21 protein-coding genes are annotated in these 17568 nt (G+C 40.3%); 9 read left to right on the top strand and 12 right to left on the bottom strand.

What is annotated here, in order from left to right:
- Positions 1-91: 91 nt before the first annotated feature.
- The 3 genes from ACR42H_RS07400 to ACR42H_RS07390 form a co-directional block, all read right to left on the bottom strand.
- Positions 92-811, bottom strand: coding sequence for a YwiC-like family protein (locus tag ACR42H_RS07400; RefSeq protein ID WP_436375326.1), 720 nt, complete (start codon positions 809-811; stop codon positions 92-94).
- Positions 812-969: 158 nt separating this feature from the next.
- Complete coding sequence (mobB, locus tag ACR42H_RS07395) at positions 970-1512, bottom strand: molybdopterin-guanine dinucleotide biosynthesis protein B (RefSeq protein WP_113883362.1); 543 nt, start codon at positions 1510-1512, stop codon at positions 970-972.
- Complete coding sequence (locus ACR42H_RS07390) at positions 1500-2765, bottom strand: molybdopterin molybdotransferase MoeA (RefSeq protein ID WP_113883363.1); 1266 nt, start codon at positions 2763-2765, stop codon at positions 1500-1502. Before ACR42H_RS07390 ends, mobB begins: the two co-directional genes overlap by 13 nt.
- 224 nt (positions 2766-2989) lie before the next feature.
- Between ACR42H_RS07390 and ric the strand changes: the two genes are divergently transcribed.
- Positions 2990-3682, top strand: coding sequence for an iron-sulfur cluster repair di-iron protein (gene ric / locus ACR42H_RS07385; protein ID WP_113883364.1), 693 nt, complete (start codon positions 2990-2992; stop codon positions 3680-3682).
- Positions 3683-3793: 111 nt separating this feature from the next.
- Here the strand turns inward: ric and moaA are convergent, their stop codons facing one another.
- The gene (gene moaA, locus ACR42H_RS07380) at positions 3794-4810 is read right to left on the bottom strand and encodes a GTP 3',8-cyclase MoaA (protein ID WP_436375323.1); all 1017 of its coding nucleotides are present in this window, start codon (positions 4808-4810) and stop codon (positions 3794-3796) included.
- Positions 4811-5096: 286 nt separating this feature from the next.
- On the opposite strand from moaA, the gene ACR42H_RS07375 reads away from it, so the two are divergent.
- The gene (locus tag ACR42H_RS07375; protein ID WP_436375321.1) at positions 5097-5798 is read left to right on the top strand and encodes a Crp/Fnr family transcriptional regulator; all 702 of its coding nucleotides are present in this window, start codon (positions 5097-5099) and stop codon (positions 5796-5798) included.
- 30 nt (positions 5799-5828) lie between these two features.
- On the opposite strand, the gene ACR42H_RS07370 is transcribed toward ACR42H_RS07375, so the two are convergent.
- From ACR42H_RS07370 to ACR42H_RS07360, 3 genes are all read right to left on the bottom strand, one after another.
- Positions 5829-6953 carry a TIGR04053 family radical SAM/SPASM domain-containing protein gene (locus ACR42H_RS07370; RefSeq protein ID WP_436375319.1) on the bottom strand — a complete coding sequence of 375 codons (1125 nt, stop codon included), beginning with the start codon at positions 6951-6953 and terminating at the stop codon, positions 5829-5831.
- A 231-nt stretch (positions 6954-7184) separates the two neighbouring features.
- Positions 7185-7493, bottom strand: a complete 309-nt coding sequence (locus ACR42H_RS07365) for a metal-sulfur cluster assembly factor (RefSeq protein WP_113883368.1) — start codon at positions 7491-7493, stop codon at positions 7185-7187.
- A 77-nt stretch (positions 7494-7570) separates the two neighbouring features.
- Entirely contained in the window at positions 7571-8338 is a 768-nt protein-coding gene (locus ACR42H_RS07360; RefSeq protein ID WP_113883369.1) for an alpha/beta fold hydrolase, read from the bottom strand.
- Positions 8339-8618: 280 nt separating this feature from the next.
- Between ACR42H_RS07360 and ACR42H_RS07355 the strand changes: the two genes are divergently transcribed.
- The 3 genes from ACR42H_RS07355 to ACR42H_RS07345 all read left to right on the top strand — a co-directional run bounded on the left by ACR42H_RS07355 (position 8619) and on the right by ACR42H_RS07345 (position 9907).
- Positions 8619-9437 (top strand): Cof-type HAD-IIB family hydrolase, encoded by an 819-nt coding sequence (locus ACR42H_RS07355; RefSeq protein ID WP_113883370.1) that lies wholly within the window; start codon positions 8619-8621, stop codon positions 9435-9437.
- Positions 9438-9566: 129 nt separating this feature from the next.
- Positions 9567-9719, top strand: coding sequence for a hypothetical protein (locus ACR42H_RS07350; RefSeq protein WP_009331255.1), 153 nt, complete (start codon positions 9567-9569; stop codon positions 9717-9719).
- Between the two features lie 2 nt (positions 9720-9721).
- Positions 9722-9907: a DUF3813 domain-containing protein gene (locus ACR42H_RS07345; protein WP_113883371.1), complete on the top strand. Its 186-nt coding sequence runs from the start codon at positions 9722-9724 to the stop codon at positions 9905-9907.
- 38 nt (positions 9908-9945) lie between these two features.
- Here ACR42H_RS07345 and ACR42H_RS07340 read toward each other — a convergent pair whose 3' ends face one another.
- A complete protein-coding gene (locus ACR42H_RS07340) occupies positions 9946-10701 on the bottom strand; it encodes a BsuPI-related putative proteinase inhibitor (RefSeq protein ID WP_113883372.1) in 756 nt (251 codons plus the stop codon).
- Between the two features lie 19 nt (positions 10702-10720).
- Positions 10721-11551: a YitT family protein gene (locus ACR42H_RS07335; RefSeq protein ID WP_113883373.1), complete on the bottom strand. Its 831-nt coding sequence runs from the start codon at positions 11549-11551 to the stop codon at positions 10721-10723.
- 395 nt (positions 11552-11946) lie between these two features.
- On the opposite strand from ACR42H_RS07335, the gene ACR42H_RS07330 reads away from it, so the two are divergent.
- Positions 11947-12801, top strand: coding sequence for a DegV family protein (locus ACR42H_RS07330; RefSeq protein ID WP_436375315.1), 855 nt, complete (start codon positions 11947-11949; stop codon positions 12799-12801).
- Between the two features lie 109 nt (positions 12802-12910).
- Positions 12911-13042, top strand: a complete 132-nt coding sequence (locus ACR42H_RS07325; RefSeq protein WP_009331260.1) for a DUF3941 domain-containing protein — start codon at positions 12911-12913, stop codon at positions 13040-13042.
- A gap of 45 nt (positions 13043-13087) precedes the next feature.
- Here ACR42H_RS07325 and ACR42H_RS07320 read toward each other — a convergent pair whose 3' ends face one another.
- The gene (locus ACR42H_RS07320) at positions 13088-13951 is read right to left on the bottom strand and encodes a CvfB family protein (RefSeq protein ID WP_436375312.1); all 864 of its coding nucleotides are present in this window, start codon (positions 13949-13951) and stop codon (positions 13088-13090) included.
- A gap of 158 nt (positions 13952-14109) precedes the next feature.
- Between ACR42H_RS07320 and ACR42H_RS07315 the strand changes: the two genes are divergently transcribed.
- Positions 14110-14601, top strand: a complete 492-nt coding sequence (locus ACR42H_RS07315; RefSeq protein ID WP_113883376.1) for a YajQ family cyclic di-GMP-binding protein — start codon at positions 14110-14112, stop codon at positions 14599-14601.
- Positions 14602-14807: 206 nt separating this feature from the next.
- Here the strand turns inward: ACR42H_RS07315 and ACR42H_RS07310 are convergent, their stop codons facing one another.
- Complete coding sequence (locus ACR42H_RS07310) at positions 14808-15341, bottom strand: GNAT family N-acetyltransferase (RefSeq protein WP_436375310.1); 534 nt, start codon at positions 15339-15341, stop codon at positions 14808-14810.
- Between the two features lie 89 nt (positions 15342-15430).
- Here ACR42H_RS07310 and ACR42H_RS07305 point away from each other — a divergent pair, with 89 nt between their 5' ends.
- The gene (locus tag ACR42H_RS07305) at positions 15431-16300 is read left to right on the top strand and encodes an SDR family oxidoreductase (protein ID WP_113883378.1); all 870 of its coding nucleotides are present in this window, start codon (positions 15431-15433) and stop codon (positions 16298-16300) included.
- A gap of 171 nt (positions 16301-16471) precedes the next feature.
- Here ACR42H_RS07305 and ACR42H_RS07300 read toward each other — a convergent pair whose 3' ends face one another.
- On the bottom strand, positions 16472-17518 hold the full coding sequence (locus tag ACR42H_RS07300) for a LacI family DNA-binding transcriptional regulator (protein WP_113883379.1): 1047 nt from the start codon (positions 17516-17518) through the stop codon (positions 16472-16474).
- Positions 17519-17568 lie beyond the last annotated feature (50 nt).

The following is a 17568-nucleotide window of genomic DNA, read 5'->3' as shown; positions in this document are numbered from 1 at the left end:
AGTTTTAAAGATTTCTAATATTTATTTTTACTCGGCACAGCTAAATAACATTTCTGAACAAATTGAAAAACCGGCCTTGTCAGGCCGGTCTTTAATTATGAATGGCAAGTAATAACATGAAAAAGAATATGGCTGCATTCGCAATTTCATATATCCCAATTTTTTTAGGTGTAAATGATTTCCCATAAAATGCAATGGACCGAAAAAGGCTGGGAAGAAACGCTGCAGATACAATCCAACCACCTGCGGGCAGCCAGAGAATCGGTACCGCAGCATGAAAGATCCACGAAATCCATTTGTAGGAAATGTTTTTCTTTTCCCTGATCATTGATTTTACATAGAAGGTGCTTCCGGCAAAAAATAAAATGGAAGCTACAAATACTGTCCAGGCCAGCGGTGTAATTTCCCCATACGGCAAGTAGCTGCTCGCAAGGCCTGCTGTTGAAAAGGCACAAATGGCACTAAAATCGTTACCCAATGCCCTATCTCTGTTATTGGACGAATAGCGCGCATTAATGATAAAAAAAGGAATCATAAGAAGTCCAAATATGATAATCGAAGGCCTTGCCATTATAGGAAATAATAGCAGTAAAATAGCCGGAACCAGATAAATAATAACCCACTTTTCATAAAAAGCTATCTTTTTTCTTTTAAATAGAAGAAGGCCCGGATAAGTAGCCAGATATAATAAAATCCATCCTAAAAAAAATGGGATATGAGACCAAATAATATCAGATGCAGCCGCTCCGAGCCAAAATGGCAGGATCAGCATTGCCCAGGCTCCATGCTGTTTTGGCATAAATAACTTCACCTATAATACCTCCCCGCTGCTTTCTGCCAATAATATATAATTTTCGCGGTAAATAATAAGTGAAGATTATCACTGGTAAACAAATCGCCACAAAACGTTCAACTTTTTTGAGAATTATTAAAAACAGCCCAAAATAGAATGGGCTGTTTTGCATAATCTTATTTCCTTTTCTTACTTTCGCTCACTAAATACTCAATAATCCAATCAGTACCTATTGGATCATGGATGCTGAAAAACGGAGTGTCCAAATCTGCAGCCTTGTGCTTAATCAATTTATCTTCCCAGGAGAAGAGTGCACAGATATTTGTCAGTTCCTCCATAAGGTACATATCTTCATCACTTCTGAGCAGGAGTGCTTTTGGATATGAAGCCTTTTTATGACCTTCTATAAGCACAACGTCAGGATGCAGCTGCATGGCAATCTTAATTTGCTCGTCCAGGCTCCAGCTTTTCTTCTCAGCTTGTAAAAGCAGTCTGCCTCCACCTTCAACAATTGAAGCAGCTGCTCCTGATTCAATATGATTGCTGGAATCCTTTCCTTCTGGGGTTTCGGGTTTGCCGCCATGACCATGATGCTTAATGGTAACGGCAGAAAGGCCATTTCTTTTTAATCCGGAAATTATTTTGCTTACCAATGTTGTTTTTCCGCTGTTTTGATAGCCGGATACCTGAAAAATAACAGCTTTACTTACCATGGCCATTCGCTTCCTTCATGGTCCTCAAGCAAAAGCACCTCAACAATGTCGCCCTTGCCATAGCCTCTGGTTCCGCCAGGCAGAATCATTAGTGAATTCGCGCCAGCGAGACTCATTACAATGTTTGATTTATCCACTCCGCTTGGCGCCGCAACAAGTCTGCCTCCTGAATAATTCACAGCTGTCCGGACAAATCGTGTAAATGGGTTTGCTTTTGGAAACTCTGCCACGAGTTCTGCTGTTTCTTTTCTTAAATGCGGTTTCTCAGAGAACAGCATTTTCCGGATGATCGGTCTTGCAAAAAGCTCAAACCCGACATAGCAGGCAGAAGGATTTCCGGATAGTCCAAACAGCAGCTTCCCTTCATGCTGGGCAACTGTAGTCACACTGCCGGGTCGCATCGCAACTTTATTGAAAAGGATCTCTGCACCAAGCTTTTCATAAATGCCCGGCAGATAATCAAAATCGCCAACAGATACACCGCCCGTAGTAATCAGCATATCCACGCTGTTCAATGCTTCTTTCACAGCATTGAAACATGTATTAAATTCATCAGGGAGCTTTCCATAATAAATAACTTCCGCCCCGGCCCGTTCAATTTGGGCTGTAATCATATGGGCATTGCTGTTTCTGATTTTCCCCGGCTGCAGCGGTTCGTGTACTTCCAATAGCTCTGTGCCGGTTGCAAATAATCCGAAAACAGGCTTCTTTGCAACCGGTACTTCGGCATAGCCAAAGGTAGCAAGAATAGCCTGAATTCCCGGGTTGATTTTTGTCCCCTTCTTGACCAGTGAATCTCCTTTTTTCGCATCTTCGCCCTTGAAGGAAACATTGTCTCCAGGATTATAGGAGCGTTTAATGGACATAAAATTCTTACCGTCTTCTTCATATGCTTTTGCCAGTTCAAGCATTACCACGGCATCACATTCCTCAGGCATTTGCGCACCCGTCATAATTCTCACGGCCTGGAATGGACCAATGTTTTTGGAAGTCACATGCCCCGCGCCAATGTGATCTATTACCTCAAATACTGCGGGATTTTCCATTGAAGCTTCCATTGTATCTGCTGAACGTACTGCAAATCCATCATATGGTGAGCGATCAAAATGAGGTACATCATGGGTCGCCTTTAAGTCTTCTGCCAGAAAACGGCCGTTGCTTTCATTAATGGATATGTATTCTGCACTTCCTTTTAATTGATAGGCCATGATTTTTTTTACTGCTTCCCCAACAGGAATGGGAGTTCTTTTTTCCAGCACTATATCAGCTCCTATGTACTTTTCTTAATGCCTTTTCTATTTCAATTATTATAAACGTACATGAAAACTTATAACATGACAATCATCACACATTCCTTTTTTGCATGTGCATGATTTTCATAAAAAAATTAAATAAAGGCTTGAAGTGTGATGCCCGTCACCAAATTAAAAAGGATATTCATTTATTCTAAAGATAGTTCACAAGATAGAAGGAGGAAAATTCAATGACTATACATCTTACAGAAGACCGTCTGGTAAAAGATATTGTAAACGAATTTCCAAAAACAAGTGATGTTTTTAAACGGCATCGCATCGATTTTTGCTGCGGTGGAAATATTCCGCTGGTGCGTGCAGTTTCAGAGCAGTCTGCAGATATGGAAATTCTGATTAAAGAATTGAACGAGGTTATTCAGAAGGAAAACCAAACCGATGATTTAGAGGTTTGGACAGACAGTTCTTCAGAAGACATTATTGAACATGTCATCAATCGATATCATCGTCCTCTTGAGGAGGAACTGTCACTATTAAGCCCATATGTAACAAAGGTTTCAAGAGTACATGGAGAAAGCCATAAGGAGCTATTAAAAGTCCATCAATTATTCTTTGAGCTGAAGCACGAGCTTCTTGAACATACTTCTAAAGAGGAAGAGTCAGTTTTTCCAATGCTCCTGAAGCTCGAGGACCCTCAGGTTGAAAATCGCCAAGAAATCATCAGCTATATCCGGGAGCTTGAGAAAGAGCATGATCATGCTGGTTCAATTTTAAAGGAATTAAGGGAAATTACATCAGATTATGCTCCACCTTCAGATGCATGCGGATCTTACCGTCTCGTGTATAAGCGGCTGGAAGATCTGGAAAGCCAAACCTTTATGCATGTTCACCTTGAGAATAACATTCTATTTCCACGATATATATAAACATTACGATCTGCAGCCAATAACGGCTGCAGTTTTTTTGCAGTTAAACGACAAAATAAAAAGCCTGCCCCGCTATGTCCATTTCTCATGACATAGCAAGGCATGCTTTCTTTATCCACCTATATAGGACATTTCAATTTTTTTCCTGCTGGCAATGGTTTCTTCAGTCCGTTCGTCTGAATATCTGTCTTTTCTACCTTTCCAAATATTAACAATTCGATCGGTAATTTCTTCATCCGTGGCGCCTTTTCTCATAAATCCCTTCAGATCATGCCCTTCTCCATTAAATAGGCATGTGAAAATTTGGCCGTTTGCCGACAATCTTGAACGTGTGCAGCTTGAACAGAAAGATTCAGAAACAGATGTAATAAACCCAACATCCACATCCGTGCCCTTATAACGGTATCGCTTGGCAACCTCTCCGAAATAATCCGGATCTACCGGTTCCAATAAATAGTGTTCCTTTAAAATGCCATAAATTTCTTTTTTGGTAACAACCTCGTCCATCTTCCAGCCGTTTGTACTGCCGACATCCATGTATTCAATAAAGCGGAGCTGTAAGCCGTTATCTTTACAGAACTTAGCCATCGGGACAATTTCAGAATCATTCAGGCCTTTTTTAACGACCATATTAAGCTTGACGCCCAGCCCTGCTTCTTTTGCTGCCTCGATCCCTTTAAGAACTGGTTTTACACCTACATTGCGTCCGTTTATTTTTCCAAACAGCTCATCATTCAGACTGTCAAGACTGATGTTAACCCTCACCAGTCCTGCTTCCTTTAAATCTTTCGCATGTTTGGGCAGCAATACACCATTTGTGGTAAGCCCTATATCTTTTAAGCCCTCAATGTCTGAAAGCATTTTTACAAGTTTAGGCATGTCCTTTCTCATAAGGGGTTCCCCGCCTGTTAACCTGATCTTTTCCACTCCAAGACTTACAAAGATTTTAGCCATCCGTTCGATTTCTTCATAGCTCAGAAGTTCATTTTTTGGAAGGAAAGCAAAATCCGGCCCGAAAATTTCTGCCGGCATGCAATATTGACAGCGGAAATTACAGCGGTCAATGACAGAAATGCGAAGATCTCTTAAAGGTCTATCCAATTTATCTTTAACGATTGTTTTAGCCATTTTGTTCAACTCCATATAAAGAGTGACTTAAATAAGCTTTCTATACAGATGTATATTTTAGCCTTTCCCTTAAAATAACAGAAATAACCCAGTATCTCAAATTAAGGGCTTCTACTATTAGAACATACAATCGTTTCAATGTTAATAGGGAATTGTTTGTATAATAGCAAAGACACGCCATTTCAATAGAAAATGCCACAATAAAGACACAAAAGCCGGCAATGTTTTCACCATACAAATGATATTATTGTGAAAAAAGACAGTTGTTTTATGAAGGAGGATTAACATGGCTCGTACAGCCATTAAACCGACACATTCCATAGAGATTAAAGAGCTTCTTCATTTCGCAGACCGGCGTATGAAAACCCCTAAAGGGGCTTTCATTTTTCAGGAAGGCATGGATGCTGATGAGCTTTATATTATACTTTCAGGCAAGATACAAATCAGCAAGATAACAGCAGATGGCAGAGAACTCACCTTCAGGTTATGCGGAGAAAATGAAATTATTGGCGAGCTGACCCTATTTACCAGTAACCCTAAATATTTATTGAATGCTTTAGTTCTTGAAACTGGTGAAGTGGCTGTGATAAAAAAAGATGTCCTGGAAAAGGAGATATTTAAAAATAGCACATTGGCTTATGAATTTATGAAATGGATGAGCGACCACTTCCGTAATACACAGACCAAATTTAGAGATCTCGTCCTAAATGGAAAAAAAGGTGCCCTGTATTCAACCCTTATCAGAATGACTAACAGCTATGGAATAAAGGTTAAGGAGGGCATACTCATTGATCAGCCCCTTACGAATCAAGAGCTTGGGAATTTCTGCGGAACCTCCAGGGAAAGCACCAACCGGATACTGGGTGAACTGAAGAAAGACGGCATCATTACCATTCTAAATGGAAAAATCACAGTCAAAAACCTTCAATATTTAAAAAATGAAATAGGCTGTGAAAACTGCCCTGCTGTATATTGCAGCATCGAGTAGGAGTGCAGCTGAACTGCACTCCTCTTTCTTTTACTTTGGCGCTTTCTTTCTAAGTGCCTTTGGAATATAAACACAAAACGGCTCGCTTTCCATATAATCCCCTGTCATGGCAAATGCCCGTGACCTGGATCCCCCGCATACATAACGGAACTCGCATAGTCCGCATTTCCCTTTATATTTATCAGGATTTCTTAGGTCTTTAAAAATTGGCGATTCCCTGTATATTTCAGCAAGTGGCTGTTCCCTTACATTCCCTGCTTTTACAGGAAGCAGCCCGCTGGGATAAACATCCCCAATATGTGAAATGAAAACAAATCCATTTCCATCATTCACTCCTTTAGGAGCCCTGCCTAAACCATCTATAGAACCCGTTAGCCCTTGCTGTGTGAGTGCATCGAGATATTGGATGTCCTCATTCTGAGCCTTCGCTTCCCTCATTTTTTGCTGAATGACCACTCGGCGGTAATGCTGTGCAGCTGTTGTCTTGATATCGAAAGTAACTTTTTTGCTTAAGTTATACAGCCAAGTAAATACCCTCTCATGTTCAACCGGAGAAATCATATCTGTTTCCTGCCCTCTCCCTGTTGGAACAAGGAAGAACACACTCCAAAGAACACATTTGAGTTCTTCTGCAACCATAGCCATTTCCTCAAGATAATCGATATTATAACGCGAAATAACTGTATTAATCTGGACTGGAATTTCAAGCTCGTGCAAATATTTAATCCTTTCGATCGTTAAATCAAAGGAACCGGCAGTACCTCTAAAATGATCATGGATTTCCGCATTTGGCCCATCAAGGCTGAAAGCCCATCGAGCTAAGCCGACCTCTTTGGCTTTTTCAATAGCTTCTTTCGTTACATTGGGTGTCGCACTCGGCGTCATTGAAACACGCAAGCCTTTTTTTACAGCATATTCGGCAATTTCGAATACATCCTGCCTCATTAATGGATCTCCACCAGTAAAAACAAGCATAGGGTTGTTCATTTCCTTAATTTGGTCAATCAAATACTTTCCTTCATCAAAAGAAAGCTCTCGCGGATTTCTCCTGTATTGCGCTTCCGCACGGCAATGCAGACATTTGAGCTGGCATGCCCTTGTTAATTCCCAAATCACAATAAAAGGGTCTTTATTAAAATCTCTATCAAATCCCATTTGAGATGCCTCCTTAAACAGCCTCAATCCTGGATGTTTTATCAACACAATGCAAACCTATATTTTGTCTTTCCATCGTTATTATAGGATAATCGGCATGTTAAATAAGTGAACTATCTCACATACAAATGCTCATTTTCAAAGAGTTTACAGAGTTGTGACCAACGAAATCAAGGCAAGGGCACAAAAAAAAACAGCAGGAAAATACTCCTGCTGTTTTAAGATTAAATCTTATTGTACACCAAGTGCGATTTTTGCATAGCGGGACATTCTATCTTTAGACCAAGGCGGGTTCCAGACAATGTTCACTTCAGTATCCTTTACTTCCGGAATATCTGCCAATGCTGACTTTACTTGATCAACAATTGTTCCTGCCAAAGGGCACCCCATGGAAGTAAGAGTCATATCTACTACAGCTTTACCTTCTTCTTCCATTTTCACATCATATACTAAGCCTAAGTTAACAATATCTATCCCCAGCTCCGGGTCAACAACTAGTTCAAGTGCACCCATGATGCTGTCTTTTAAATCCTGGTCCATACTTAGCACTCCTTCATTATTTACTTTATCTCTTTCTCTATCTTAACAAATATTTAAATGAATTGAAAAAATGTTGGTTATAGATGTTCCTCGAACCATTTAACCGTTTCCAGCAGCCCTTCCCTGCTTACTTTATGCCCTGCCTGTTCATCTGATATAAACATTAGGTTTTCAGGTGAGTCTCTATATAAGGGCTGGATGGTCTCATAAAATTGGTATGTATAGGAATAAGGCACAACCGGGTCTTTTTTGCCATGCCAGAACATAAGCGGCCTTCCTCCAAGCTTTTCAGGCTGAAGGCTTAGATCCCGCTCCCTTAAAGTCCCCAGCAGATCTGCTAGTTCTTCACTGGAAAGCGGCATTTTAATATTATTCTTTTTCAATTCATCCAGCTGAAGCTGAGCAAATTTTTCATAATACGGCATACCCATAAGACTTACTGCAGCCTTGATCCACTCATACTGGGTCAAGGCGCCTAAAGTGACTATTCCCCCCATGGAGGTGCCTACAATTCCTATTCTTCCCTGGTCGATCAGATCTGCATCCTCATAGACTTCCCTGATTATGTTCAATTCAGCAATGGTATTCAGAACAATATCCCATAGCTTGAAATTTAATTCGCTTCCTGATAAACCTTCAGATCTTTCCCCATGCAGTAAGGTGTCCGGAAGCACCACCCTGAACCCTTTTTCAGCAAGTAGATAGGCATAATGCAGATTATGTTCTTTGGCACTCGTAAAGCCATGAACGAAAATAATAAAAGGCAAGCGTTCCCCTTTTACTTCCTGTCTGGCGAGTTCAAGAACAGGAATTTCTTTGATATGCTTATGTTCAATAACAACCACAGTTCTTCCTCCTAAACCTGTTGGGCAAAAGTGAATTTTTTTACAAAATTATAATAATATTGATAACATATATGTATAGAATGATTTTGTAAAAAACGCACGCTCTTGTCTTGATGTAAATTCTTTCTATATTTTCAGTTTAACATGTAGACTTTTTTTTTCCAAAACCTTTACACTTAAAAGAAAAGCGGGGCATACTTCAAGGTAAGCATTTGGCTGCAGTCCCCTAACTGCAGTTATATTCTTATAAAAAAGTGCCGAGCGCTTAGAAGGAGATCTTATGGCAGAAAAACATTTAATCGCACTGGACCTTGATGGAACATTATTAAAAGATGACAAAACCATCTCAGCTAAAACTAAAATGATTATTCAAAAGGCACGTGAACAAGGACATGAAGTAATGATTGCCACTGGAAGGCCATTTCGCTCCAGCGAAATTTACTATCGTGAAATGGGATTGACTACGCCAATTGTCAATTTCAATGGTGCTTACATACATCATCCTAAAGATCATAATTGGGGAGTTTATCACACACCTCTGCAAATGAACGTTGCAAAAGAAATTGTCGAAGCCGTTAATAGCTATACAGTTCATAATATTGTAGCAGAAGTTATAGATGATGTTTACCTTCATTACCATGATGAAAAGCTTCTGGATATCTTCAGTTTTGGCGACCCCAAAATTACTACTGGAGATTTGCGCAATTTTCTCAATGATAATCCGACAAGCATGCTGATCCATACAGATGAAGAACATGTAAAAACAATTAGAGCCCACCTTTCTGAAGTCCATGCCGAAGTGATTGACCACCGTCGCTGGGCGGCTCCATGGCATGTCATTGAAATCGTAAAAACAGGGCTGAATAAAGCCGTTGGCCTTCAAAAAGCAGCTAATTACTTCCAAATACCGCCTGAGCGGATCATAGCTTTCGGTGATGAAGACAATGATCTTGAAATGCTTGAATTTGCAGGCTACGGGATTGCCATGGGCAATGCTATCGACCAGGTGAAAAATATTGCCAATGAAGTCACTTTAACCAACGAGGAAGATGGAATCGGAATCTATTTAAATGAATTATTAAACCTTAAAGCACTGTAAGCAAATGAAACAAAAAGAATTAAATAGTAGCCAGTCCATTAAATTCCCTTTTTAAATCATTCCTATAGAGCATACTAAAGGATGGAGCAGCACGATGCTGCTTTAAACTCTTTCATGGAGGGGATTCGAATGGGTAAACGTAATAAATCAAAACGCTTCGTACAACAGGGTGTTGATACTGTTAGTAAGCATGATGAGCGTATCCCGTACCACATGACCTATGCAGAGGCGGAAGCCCAAAAATTAGCTAATGTGAAAGAATCATCCCTCGGAGGAATATAACGATGGGAAACAGATTATTTCAGGAAGCCAGAAAATATGTGGAAATAGCTAAAAATTCTGCAGGCGAAGAAACTGTTTTCCGCGCGAAAAATGCTTTAAGTTCCGCGTTTGCCAATTCCACGGTGGCTGAACAGGCACAGCTGCGGGAGATGCAGCAGGAGCTTGAACAATATTCGCAGAATCGCTAAAAAAAAGCTGGCAGCCTCGATGGCTGCCAGCTTCTTTTTTACCTCCTTTCCAGGATAACAGGAAAGGAATTAATAATATGTCCGTCTTCAAGGCTTTTTTCATATAAATGCAAAATCACTGATCCGTTTTCAGGCAGTTTATCAGCAGGAATGCTTACTTTTATATTAAGGTTCTCCCAGTCATTTGAAAGTGCTGAAACTCCCTTTTCAGGCAGCAGTTCATTATGGCCATCTTCAACTGTATACCATAGCTTTCCGCTTTTTGACCGCCCATCAAATGATATTGAATATAAGCCATTCTCTCCAGTAACCTTAACATTGCGAAAGGCAGGATTTTGTCCTGGGATATAGACAGTGGCTTCTGATTCCGCTTTGGTCTCCAGTTCTTTGCCATTTAAGTTTGATGCCAAAAGCCTGGCTTTTACAATGTACTCCCCTTCCTTTACTCTTTTGCCATTGTGCCGATAATCCCACTGCTCTTTCCACACCTTGATTTCATCCGGTTTGACGCCAATAGACTGTATAGCTTGTAAAAACGCTTTACCTTCTGAAGAGGAATATACCATTTCGCCTTTTTGATTTAATATTTTTACCTCGTAAAATTGGGAAGTCCTAAACTCAAAGCTTAGCGGGTAATTGGCAGTATTCCTCAGAAGCAATTCTATCTCCATTGTTTCCGTTCCTGCTTGAGGCATTACTTTAAAATCAAATGGCATTTCCTTTTTAGAAGCTTCAAAACTTTGCAAAGGCATAGTGAAGATAATCAGAGCAGCAGCAGCCAATAGCCGAAGCATCCTTCATCCCTCCATTCATTTAATCCCTGCGGAAGAAACCATAAACACCAGCGGTTTGGACAATATTTGTAAAGGCACTCGGATCTACTTCTTTAATAATTCTTTCAAGGTCGAATAACTCATAACGGGTGATGACAATCATCATCATTTCCTTGTTTTCATTTGTAAAAGCCCCCTTTGCAGGAAAGGTTGTAATTCCCCTGACAAGATGGTCATGGATGGCTTTTTTCATTTCTTCCGATTTTTTCGTTATAATCAATGCTGTCAGTTTCTCATGTCTTGTATGAATGGCATCAATGACCCTGGTTGAGGCATAAAGGGTAACAAGAGTGTATAAAGCTTTTTCCCAGCCATACAAAAAGCCTGCTGTTATTATAATAATGGCGTTAAGAGTGAAAAAATATGTACCGACAGGCTTGTCTTTCATTCGGGATAATACCATCGCGATGATATCCATTCCTCCTGTGGAAGCCCCCCATTTAAGTGTTATCCCTACGCCAACAGCCGCAATGACACCTCCAAAAACTGCATTAAGCAAAATATCTTTTGATACATGAATTACCGGTATGATTTCCAAGAAAAAAGACATTAAGAATACGCTTAGAAAACTATAAATGGTAAAGGACCTTCCAACCTTCTTCCAGGCTAAAATGGTGACAGGAATATTTAGAATAAACAGCAGGATTCCTGTTGATCCAAAATCCCCCAGTATGCTTGATAAGAGCTGTGCCACACCTGTAAAACCGCTCGCATATACATTCGCAGGTATCAGAAAAAAATTCATCGCAATCGCGTTCAATATCGCGCCAATCAAAACAATAAATACTTTCTTAGTTTCTAACCAAACCATTTTTTACCCCCTGAATTTTCTTATTATTTTCTTTACCCAGTAAAATGAAACTTCAATCAGTGATGTATTTTTCCCCGCTGATTGTTAGATGAGGCCCACAGGACAAGTAAGGCTTAGTCAGCATAATCACCGCACGACCAAAAGCGACAGCTTTGAGGAAGCAAGTCACATAGACATTGCCGCAGGATGTGGCGTTCTTAGTCTTTGTTCTTCTTACTGGCCTTTACGGGCTGTTTGCCTCCCGCTTATTTCCCTTTGATTCCTCTAGTTCTAAAAGTGAGAGTCTTACTGCCCTTAAGACTGCGAAATGTGTGTCATATTCAACACAATTCATTGTTTTTTCTCCTTGATTTCTATAAACTTAATTCATATAGTTTGAAAGCAGGTGAAAGAAAATGTCAGTAAAAATTTTAGCTGACAGTGCGTGTGATCTGCCGCTAAGCTTCTATGAAGAAAATAGCGTCACACTTTTCCCATTAAAGGTTCAACTGAATGATACAGAATATGAAGATTTAGTCACCATAGAACCTAAGAGTGTTTATGATGCTATCCGTGAAGGCCAGGTGCCTAAAACATCTCAGGTATCCCCTCTCCATTTTGAGAAAACGTTCATGAAAATGGCAGAAAGAAATGAAGATGGCATTTATGTTTCTTTTTCCTCCGGACTTTCAGGTACATACCAGACCGCTGTAATGATTTTGGAGCAAGTAAAAGAGAAATACCCGGACTTTAAATTATCCATTATCGATTCCAAGGCGGCTTCATTGGGATATGGATTAATCGTGAAGTCAGCTGCTGCTAAAGCACAATCAGGCGCATCCAAAGAAGACATACAGAAAGATATCGATCTTCGCTGCCGGCAACTCGAGAGTTTATTTACTGTAAATGATCTCGAATACCTGGCAAAAGGCGGACGTGTTTCTAAAGCTTCCGCATTTTTAGGCGGACTTTTGAATATTAAACCTCTCCTAACTGTAGAAGATGGCAAACTTGTACCGATTGAGAAACTGCGCGGCAAGAAAAAGCTTCTTCGCCGCATTATTGAGCTGATGAAAGAAAATGGGACTTCGTTTGAGAATCAGACGGTCGGCATCAGCCATGCTGATGATGAAGACACAGCTCTTGAAATGCAAAAATTAATCCTGGAAGAGTTTAAACCCAAAGAAGTCTATATTACATCCATAGGCTCTGCAATAGGGTCCCATACGGGTCCAGGAACAATTGCAATTTTCTACCAAAAGCAAATATAAACCTTAAGTGAAGAATACATACTCCATTTCATTCTGACAGACAATATGATTGTACTTCAGTTATATTTCTGAAGGATAAACCTCTCAGTATGAAAGGAGTATTATTATTATGCCGCATACTTCCGATAATGATAAAAAAGCGAAAGACAATAATGCGCTTCTTCACGAAAAAAATATGATGCGCGAAAAAAACCGCAAAGCCGGGAAAAACCAATATTCCAAAAAGACAGACCATCTATAATAATAAAACGGGCAAGCATTGGCTTGTCCGTTTTTAGATTGTGAATTAGTCTTTTTTTATATATGTCCATCCTTCTTCCTGATAAATCTTGCCTTCCTTCATAAGCCTTCCCAAAGCCCTTTTAAATGAAGCTTTGCTTAGCTGAAAACGCTCCTGTATATCTTCTGGCGCGCTTTTATCGCCAAATGGCATCGCACCATTGCGGCTTTCAAGATAAGATAGGATTTTTTCGGAATCATCATCCAGTGCCTCATGTTTTCTGGGAGCAAGAGAAACATTCACTGTACCGTCCTCTTTCACATCAACAATTCGCCCCTCAACTTTTTCGCCAAGACGGGGCTCTCTTTTGCGCTGGGATTCATGGATAAAGCCTTTAAAGCCCTCAGCTGTATAAATCCAGCTCCCGACCTTTGCAGTCCTATATATATGTCCGTGAATATTCTTATTAAAATCACTTTTGGCTGCCTTTATTGAAATATCTGTAATGACAGGATCAGTAGCCATTTTCACATAAATCCTGTTATTCTTATTCACCCGAAGTGTAATGTATAACCTATCCCCTTCAATCGGCCAGACGGCTTCATGTACAGGCAAATCTTCCTCCCCGAGGAGCATGTCCTTCTGAATGCCGATGTTGATAAATACACCGATGCCGGGCTTTATATCACTTACATGCGCCCATCCATATGTACCCACCTGAACCTCCGGAATCACAGTTGTTGCTGCAATTCTTCCCTGCGAGTCCATATAAAGAAAAGCCTCGACTTCCTGTCCTTCTTCCAGTTTTTCATCCGTCTCGTTCTGATGAAGAAGAACATCTTCCTCTCCATCCGTCAAAAAATAGCCAAATGCCGCTTCCCTTGAAACAATCAGTTTAGCAGCACGGCCTAAATTCTCTTCTAAAGCCATCCCTTTTCCTCCTTCTTAGTTTCCAGTAAACAAATATTCATTATATTAAATCTTTCCCAATTAAGATCACATAACTCCTAAAGTTGTTTGAACTGCTATATTTTACTATAATAAGGACAAGAAGTGAAACTTAAAATGTTATCTCCAAGGAGGCTGTCATGTCTAAAGAAAGCTCATTTGATATTGTATCCAAAGTTGACTTTTCTGAAGTAACCAATGCCATTAATATTGCCATGAAGGAAATCTCCACCCGTTATGACTTTAAAGGCAGCAAAAGTGATATAAAGCTGGATAAGGAAGAGCTCGTGCTTTTATCTGATGATGAATTTAAAATGGAACAGCTCAAAGATGTTTTATTGAGTAAATTGATAAAAAGGGGCATACCTGTAAAAAATCTTGATTACAGCAAGTTAGAGGGGGCATCAGGCGGAACAGTACGCCAAAGGGCAAAGCTTGTTCAGGGAATTGATAAAGAAAATGCCAAGAAGATTAATACCCTTATTAAAAACAGCGGTTTAAAGGTGAAGAGCCAAGTTCAGGATGATCAGGTCCGTGTAACCGGCAAAAACCGCGATGACCTGCAGAAGATTATTGCTGCTGTAAAAGAGGCAGATTTGACTGTTGATGTTCAATTCGTAAATTATCGGTAATTTAAGCAAACGGAGATAATCCGTTTGCTTTTTTAGTTTTCAGGAAAACCAGCTTGCATTAAATGAATTTAATTTGCTGATCTTTTCCTAATATTAGTTAATTTTTCAGGTTCTTTGCTGGCTTTGAGCATTTGTTTGCAAAATCACATACTTTATTTGCTGTTTTTTAAATTTATTTGCTAAGTTCACAAATTAAAGAACCAAATTTATTTTACAAATTTATACATCATTAATTCATCTGCATAAGACCCATTGCTTCTTTTAATATGTTTAATTTTGCGTCCTTCCTCCTGAAATCCAAATCGCTTGTACAGATGGATCGCTCTTTCGTTATACGCAAAGACTTCCAGGCATACTTTTTCCAGACCCGGCTCGTCTTGCGCCCACTTCAGAAATTGCTCCATCATTTTGCTTCCCAATCCCTGGTTACAATGCTTCTCCTGTATTGTGATCCCGAAATAACCCAGATGGTTTACCTTTTTGCTTTTTGAACGCCGAAAGGTCAGCATTCCAATCACTTCATTGTCAACTTCCGCTAATAAAATCAGATCCCCAGTTCTAATGCTCTGCTCAATCCACGTTTCTTCTTCTTCAATTGTTAAATTAAATTCATCCGCCCCGGTCATTAAAAAATCACTTTCTCCAAAAGCCTTCCGGCAATGCGCCAAAATGGCTTCTGCATCACTTTTGTCAGCTGATCGAATTTGCAATTCCTGTTCCCCCACTCTTTTTAAGTACATTATATAAGAGCAATGCAAATAATTTCCATGTTTTTTTAACATAATAAAATGGAATTAAAAGAGTATTAATGATTTGGAGGGATTTCGTAATGTCTAATACTCAAAGCAATCCAAAGGAATTTCCGCCTCAGCATCAGGATCATCAGCCCGGCACAGAGGCGCCAATGCAGCCTGAGCCCCAAACTGTTGATCCAAATTATAAAGGGTCCGATAAATTAAAAGGAAAAGTTGTTTTAATAACAGGCGGTGACAGCGGCATCGGAAAATCAGCCGCCATTTATTTTGCCAAAGAAGGAGCCAGCGTGGCGATTGTCTATCTGGAAGAACATGAAGACGCAGAAAAAACTAAAGAAGCTATTCAGGCGGAGGGACAGGACTGTCTGCTGATGTCCGGTGATCTCGGAAGCGAAACATTCTGTAAGGATGCAGTCAGGAAAACACTTGATCAATTTGGACAAATCGATGTACTGGTTAATAATGCAGCCGAGCAGCATCCTCAAAAAAGCCTGCTTGATATCACTGCTGAACAGCTTGAAAAAACATTCCGAACAAACATCTTTTCCTTCTTCTATCTAACAAAAGCAGTACTTCCTCATCTTAAAAAAGGGAGCTCAATTATCAATACTGCTTCCATAACAGCATATGAAGGCAACGAGCAGTTAATCGATTATTCTTCAACAAAAGGAGCGATTGTCTCCTTTACACGCTCATTGGCCAAATCACTGGCTGGACAGGGAATCCGCGTAAATGGAGTTGCTCCTGGACCTATTTGGACACCTCTTATTCCATCTACATTCACCGCGGATAAGGTATCGAAATTTGGATCAAATACCCCAATAGGCAGAGCAGGACAGCCTTATGAATTAGCTCCGGCCTATGTCTATCTTGCCAGTGATGATTCATCTTATGTAAGCGGCCAGATGATCCATGTCAATGGAGGCACTATTGTAAACGGGTAGAGCGGAACTTTAATCAGAGGGTGTCAAATTAACCCCCTCTGATTGTTAATTGAACCAATCGGGCCTATACAGGCAGTTAATTCCCAATGATTCCTCTGCGTCTTGCAATGGGGGTCTTACTCACGTTAGACTGGGATAAACAAAAGGGAAGCCTGCACCAGGCTTCCTTTTTTATGATAGAATCTGTGGTTCTTCAGTTTTCGGGCTGCTGCATGAGCAGCGTTTTACAATTTTATGGGGAATAATAATTCGTTTTACAGGCTCCCGCGGGTTTTCAATTCTGTATATAAGGCTTCGGGCAGATTCAAATCCCAGATCGAATATATTGATATCAACAGAAGTTAGAGGAGGCCTGGACATTTCAGCCAGAAGCACATTATTAAAGCTGATGATAGATATATCTTCAGGAACTCTTATACCCATTTCATCCAGCGTATTCAGGACACCCAATGCCATTAAGTCGTCAGCAACCACAAGGGCGGTTGGAGGTTTTTTCAAGGAGATGAGTCCTCTGACAGCTTCCTGGCCTCCTTCTTTTAAGAATTCTTCATGAACAATATATTCATTTACCAGCTGAATGCCAGAATCCCTTAATGCTTTTTCATAGCCGAGAAGCCGTTCAACAGTAACGGTTAGATTCAAGTTTCCGCCGACAAACGCAATTTGCTCGTGGCCTAGCTTAATCAAGTATTCCGTTACTTCTTTGGCTGCACGGAAATTATTATTATCCACGTAAGTAATTTCTTCTTCGTCTGAAAAAGGCTTGCCTATAACAACAAATGGGAAATCCCTATCCTTTAGGAAGGCCAGAACTTTATCCTCCACTTTTGAATACAGCAATATCACTCCATCTACCCGGCCGCCCTGTACCATCTGGACAACACCTTCATAGATCTCATCATCTGTTTTCCCGGTTGTCATATGGAGGGCATAATGCCTTTCATGCGCTCCCTCGCTCAAGCCCCTAAGGACAGTTGGAAAGAAGGGGTTCTGAAATACTACATCCGTAGAACTGGGCATTATCAGCCCAATTGCGCGTGTTGATTGGCTAGCAAGGCTTCGCGCAATAAAATTCGGATGGTATCCTAATTGTTCCATTGCCTCCCTGACTTTTTGCTTGGTTTTCTCGCTGATGCGAGGATTGTTGGCAATTACCCTTGAAACAGTAGATGGCGCAACTTTTGCCATCTTTGCTACATCTTTAATTGTGACTGCCAATAGAATCACCCTCTCCGTGAGGTCTCTGTTATTAATATTATAATCAAAAC

The sequence above is a fragment of the Cytobacillus sp. BC1816 genome, from assembly GCF_051353635.1.
Lineage (GTDB): Bacteria > Bacillota > Bacilli > Bacillales > Cytobacillaceae > Cytobacillus > Cytobacillus oceanisediminis_C.
The sequence above is the reverse complement of the archived record's forward strand: the minus strand, read 5'-3'. Positions and strand labels throughout refer to the sequence as shown.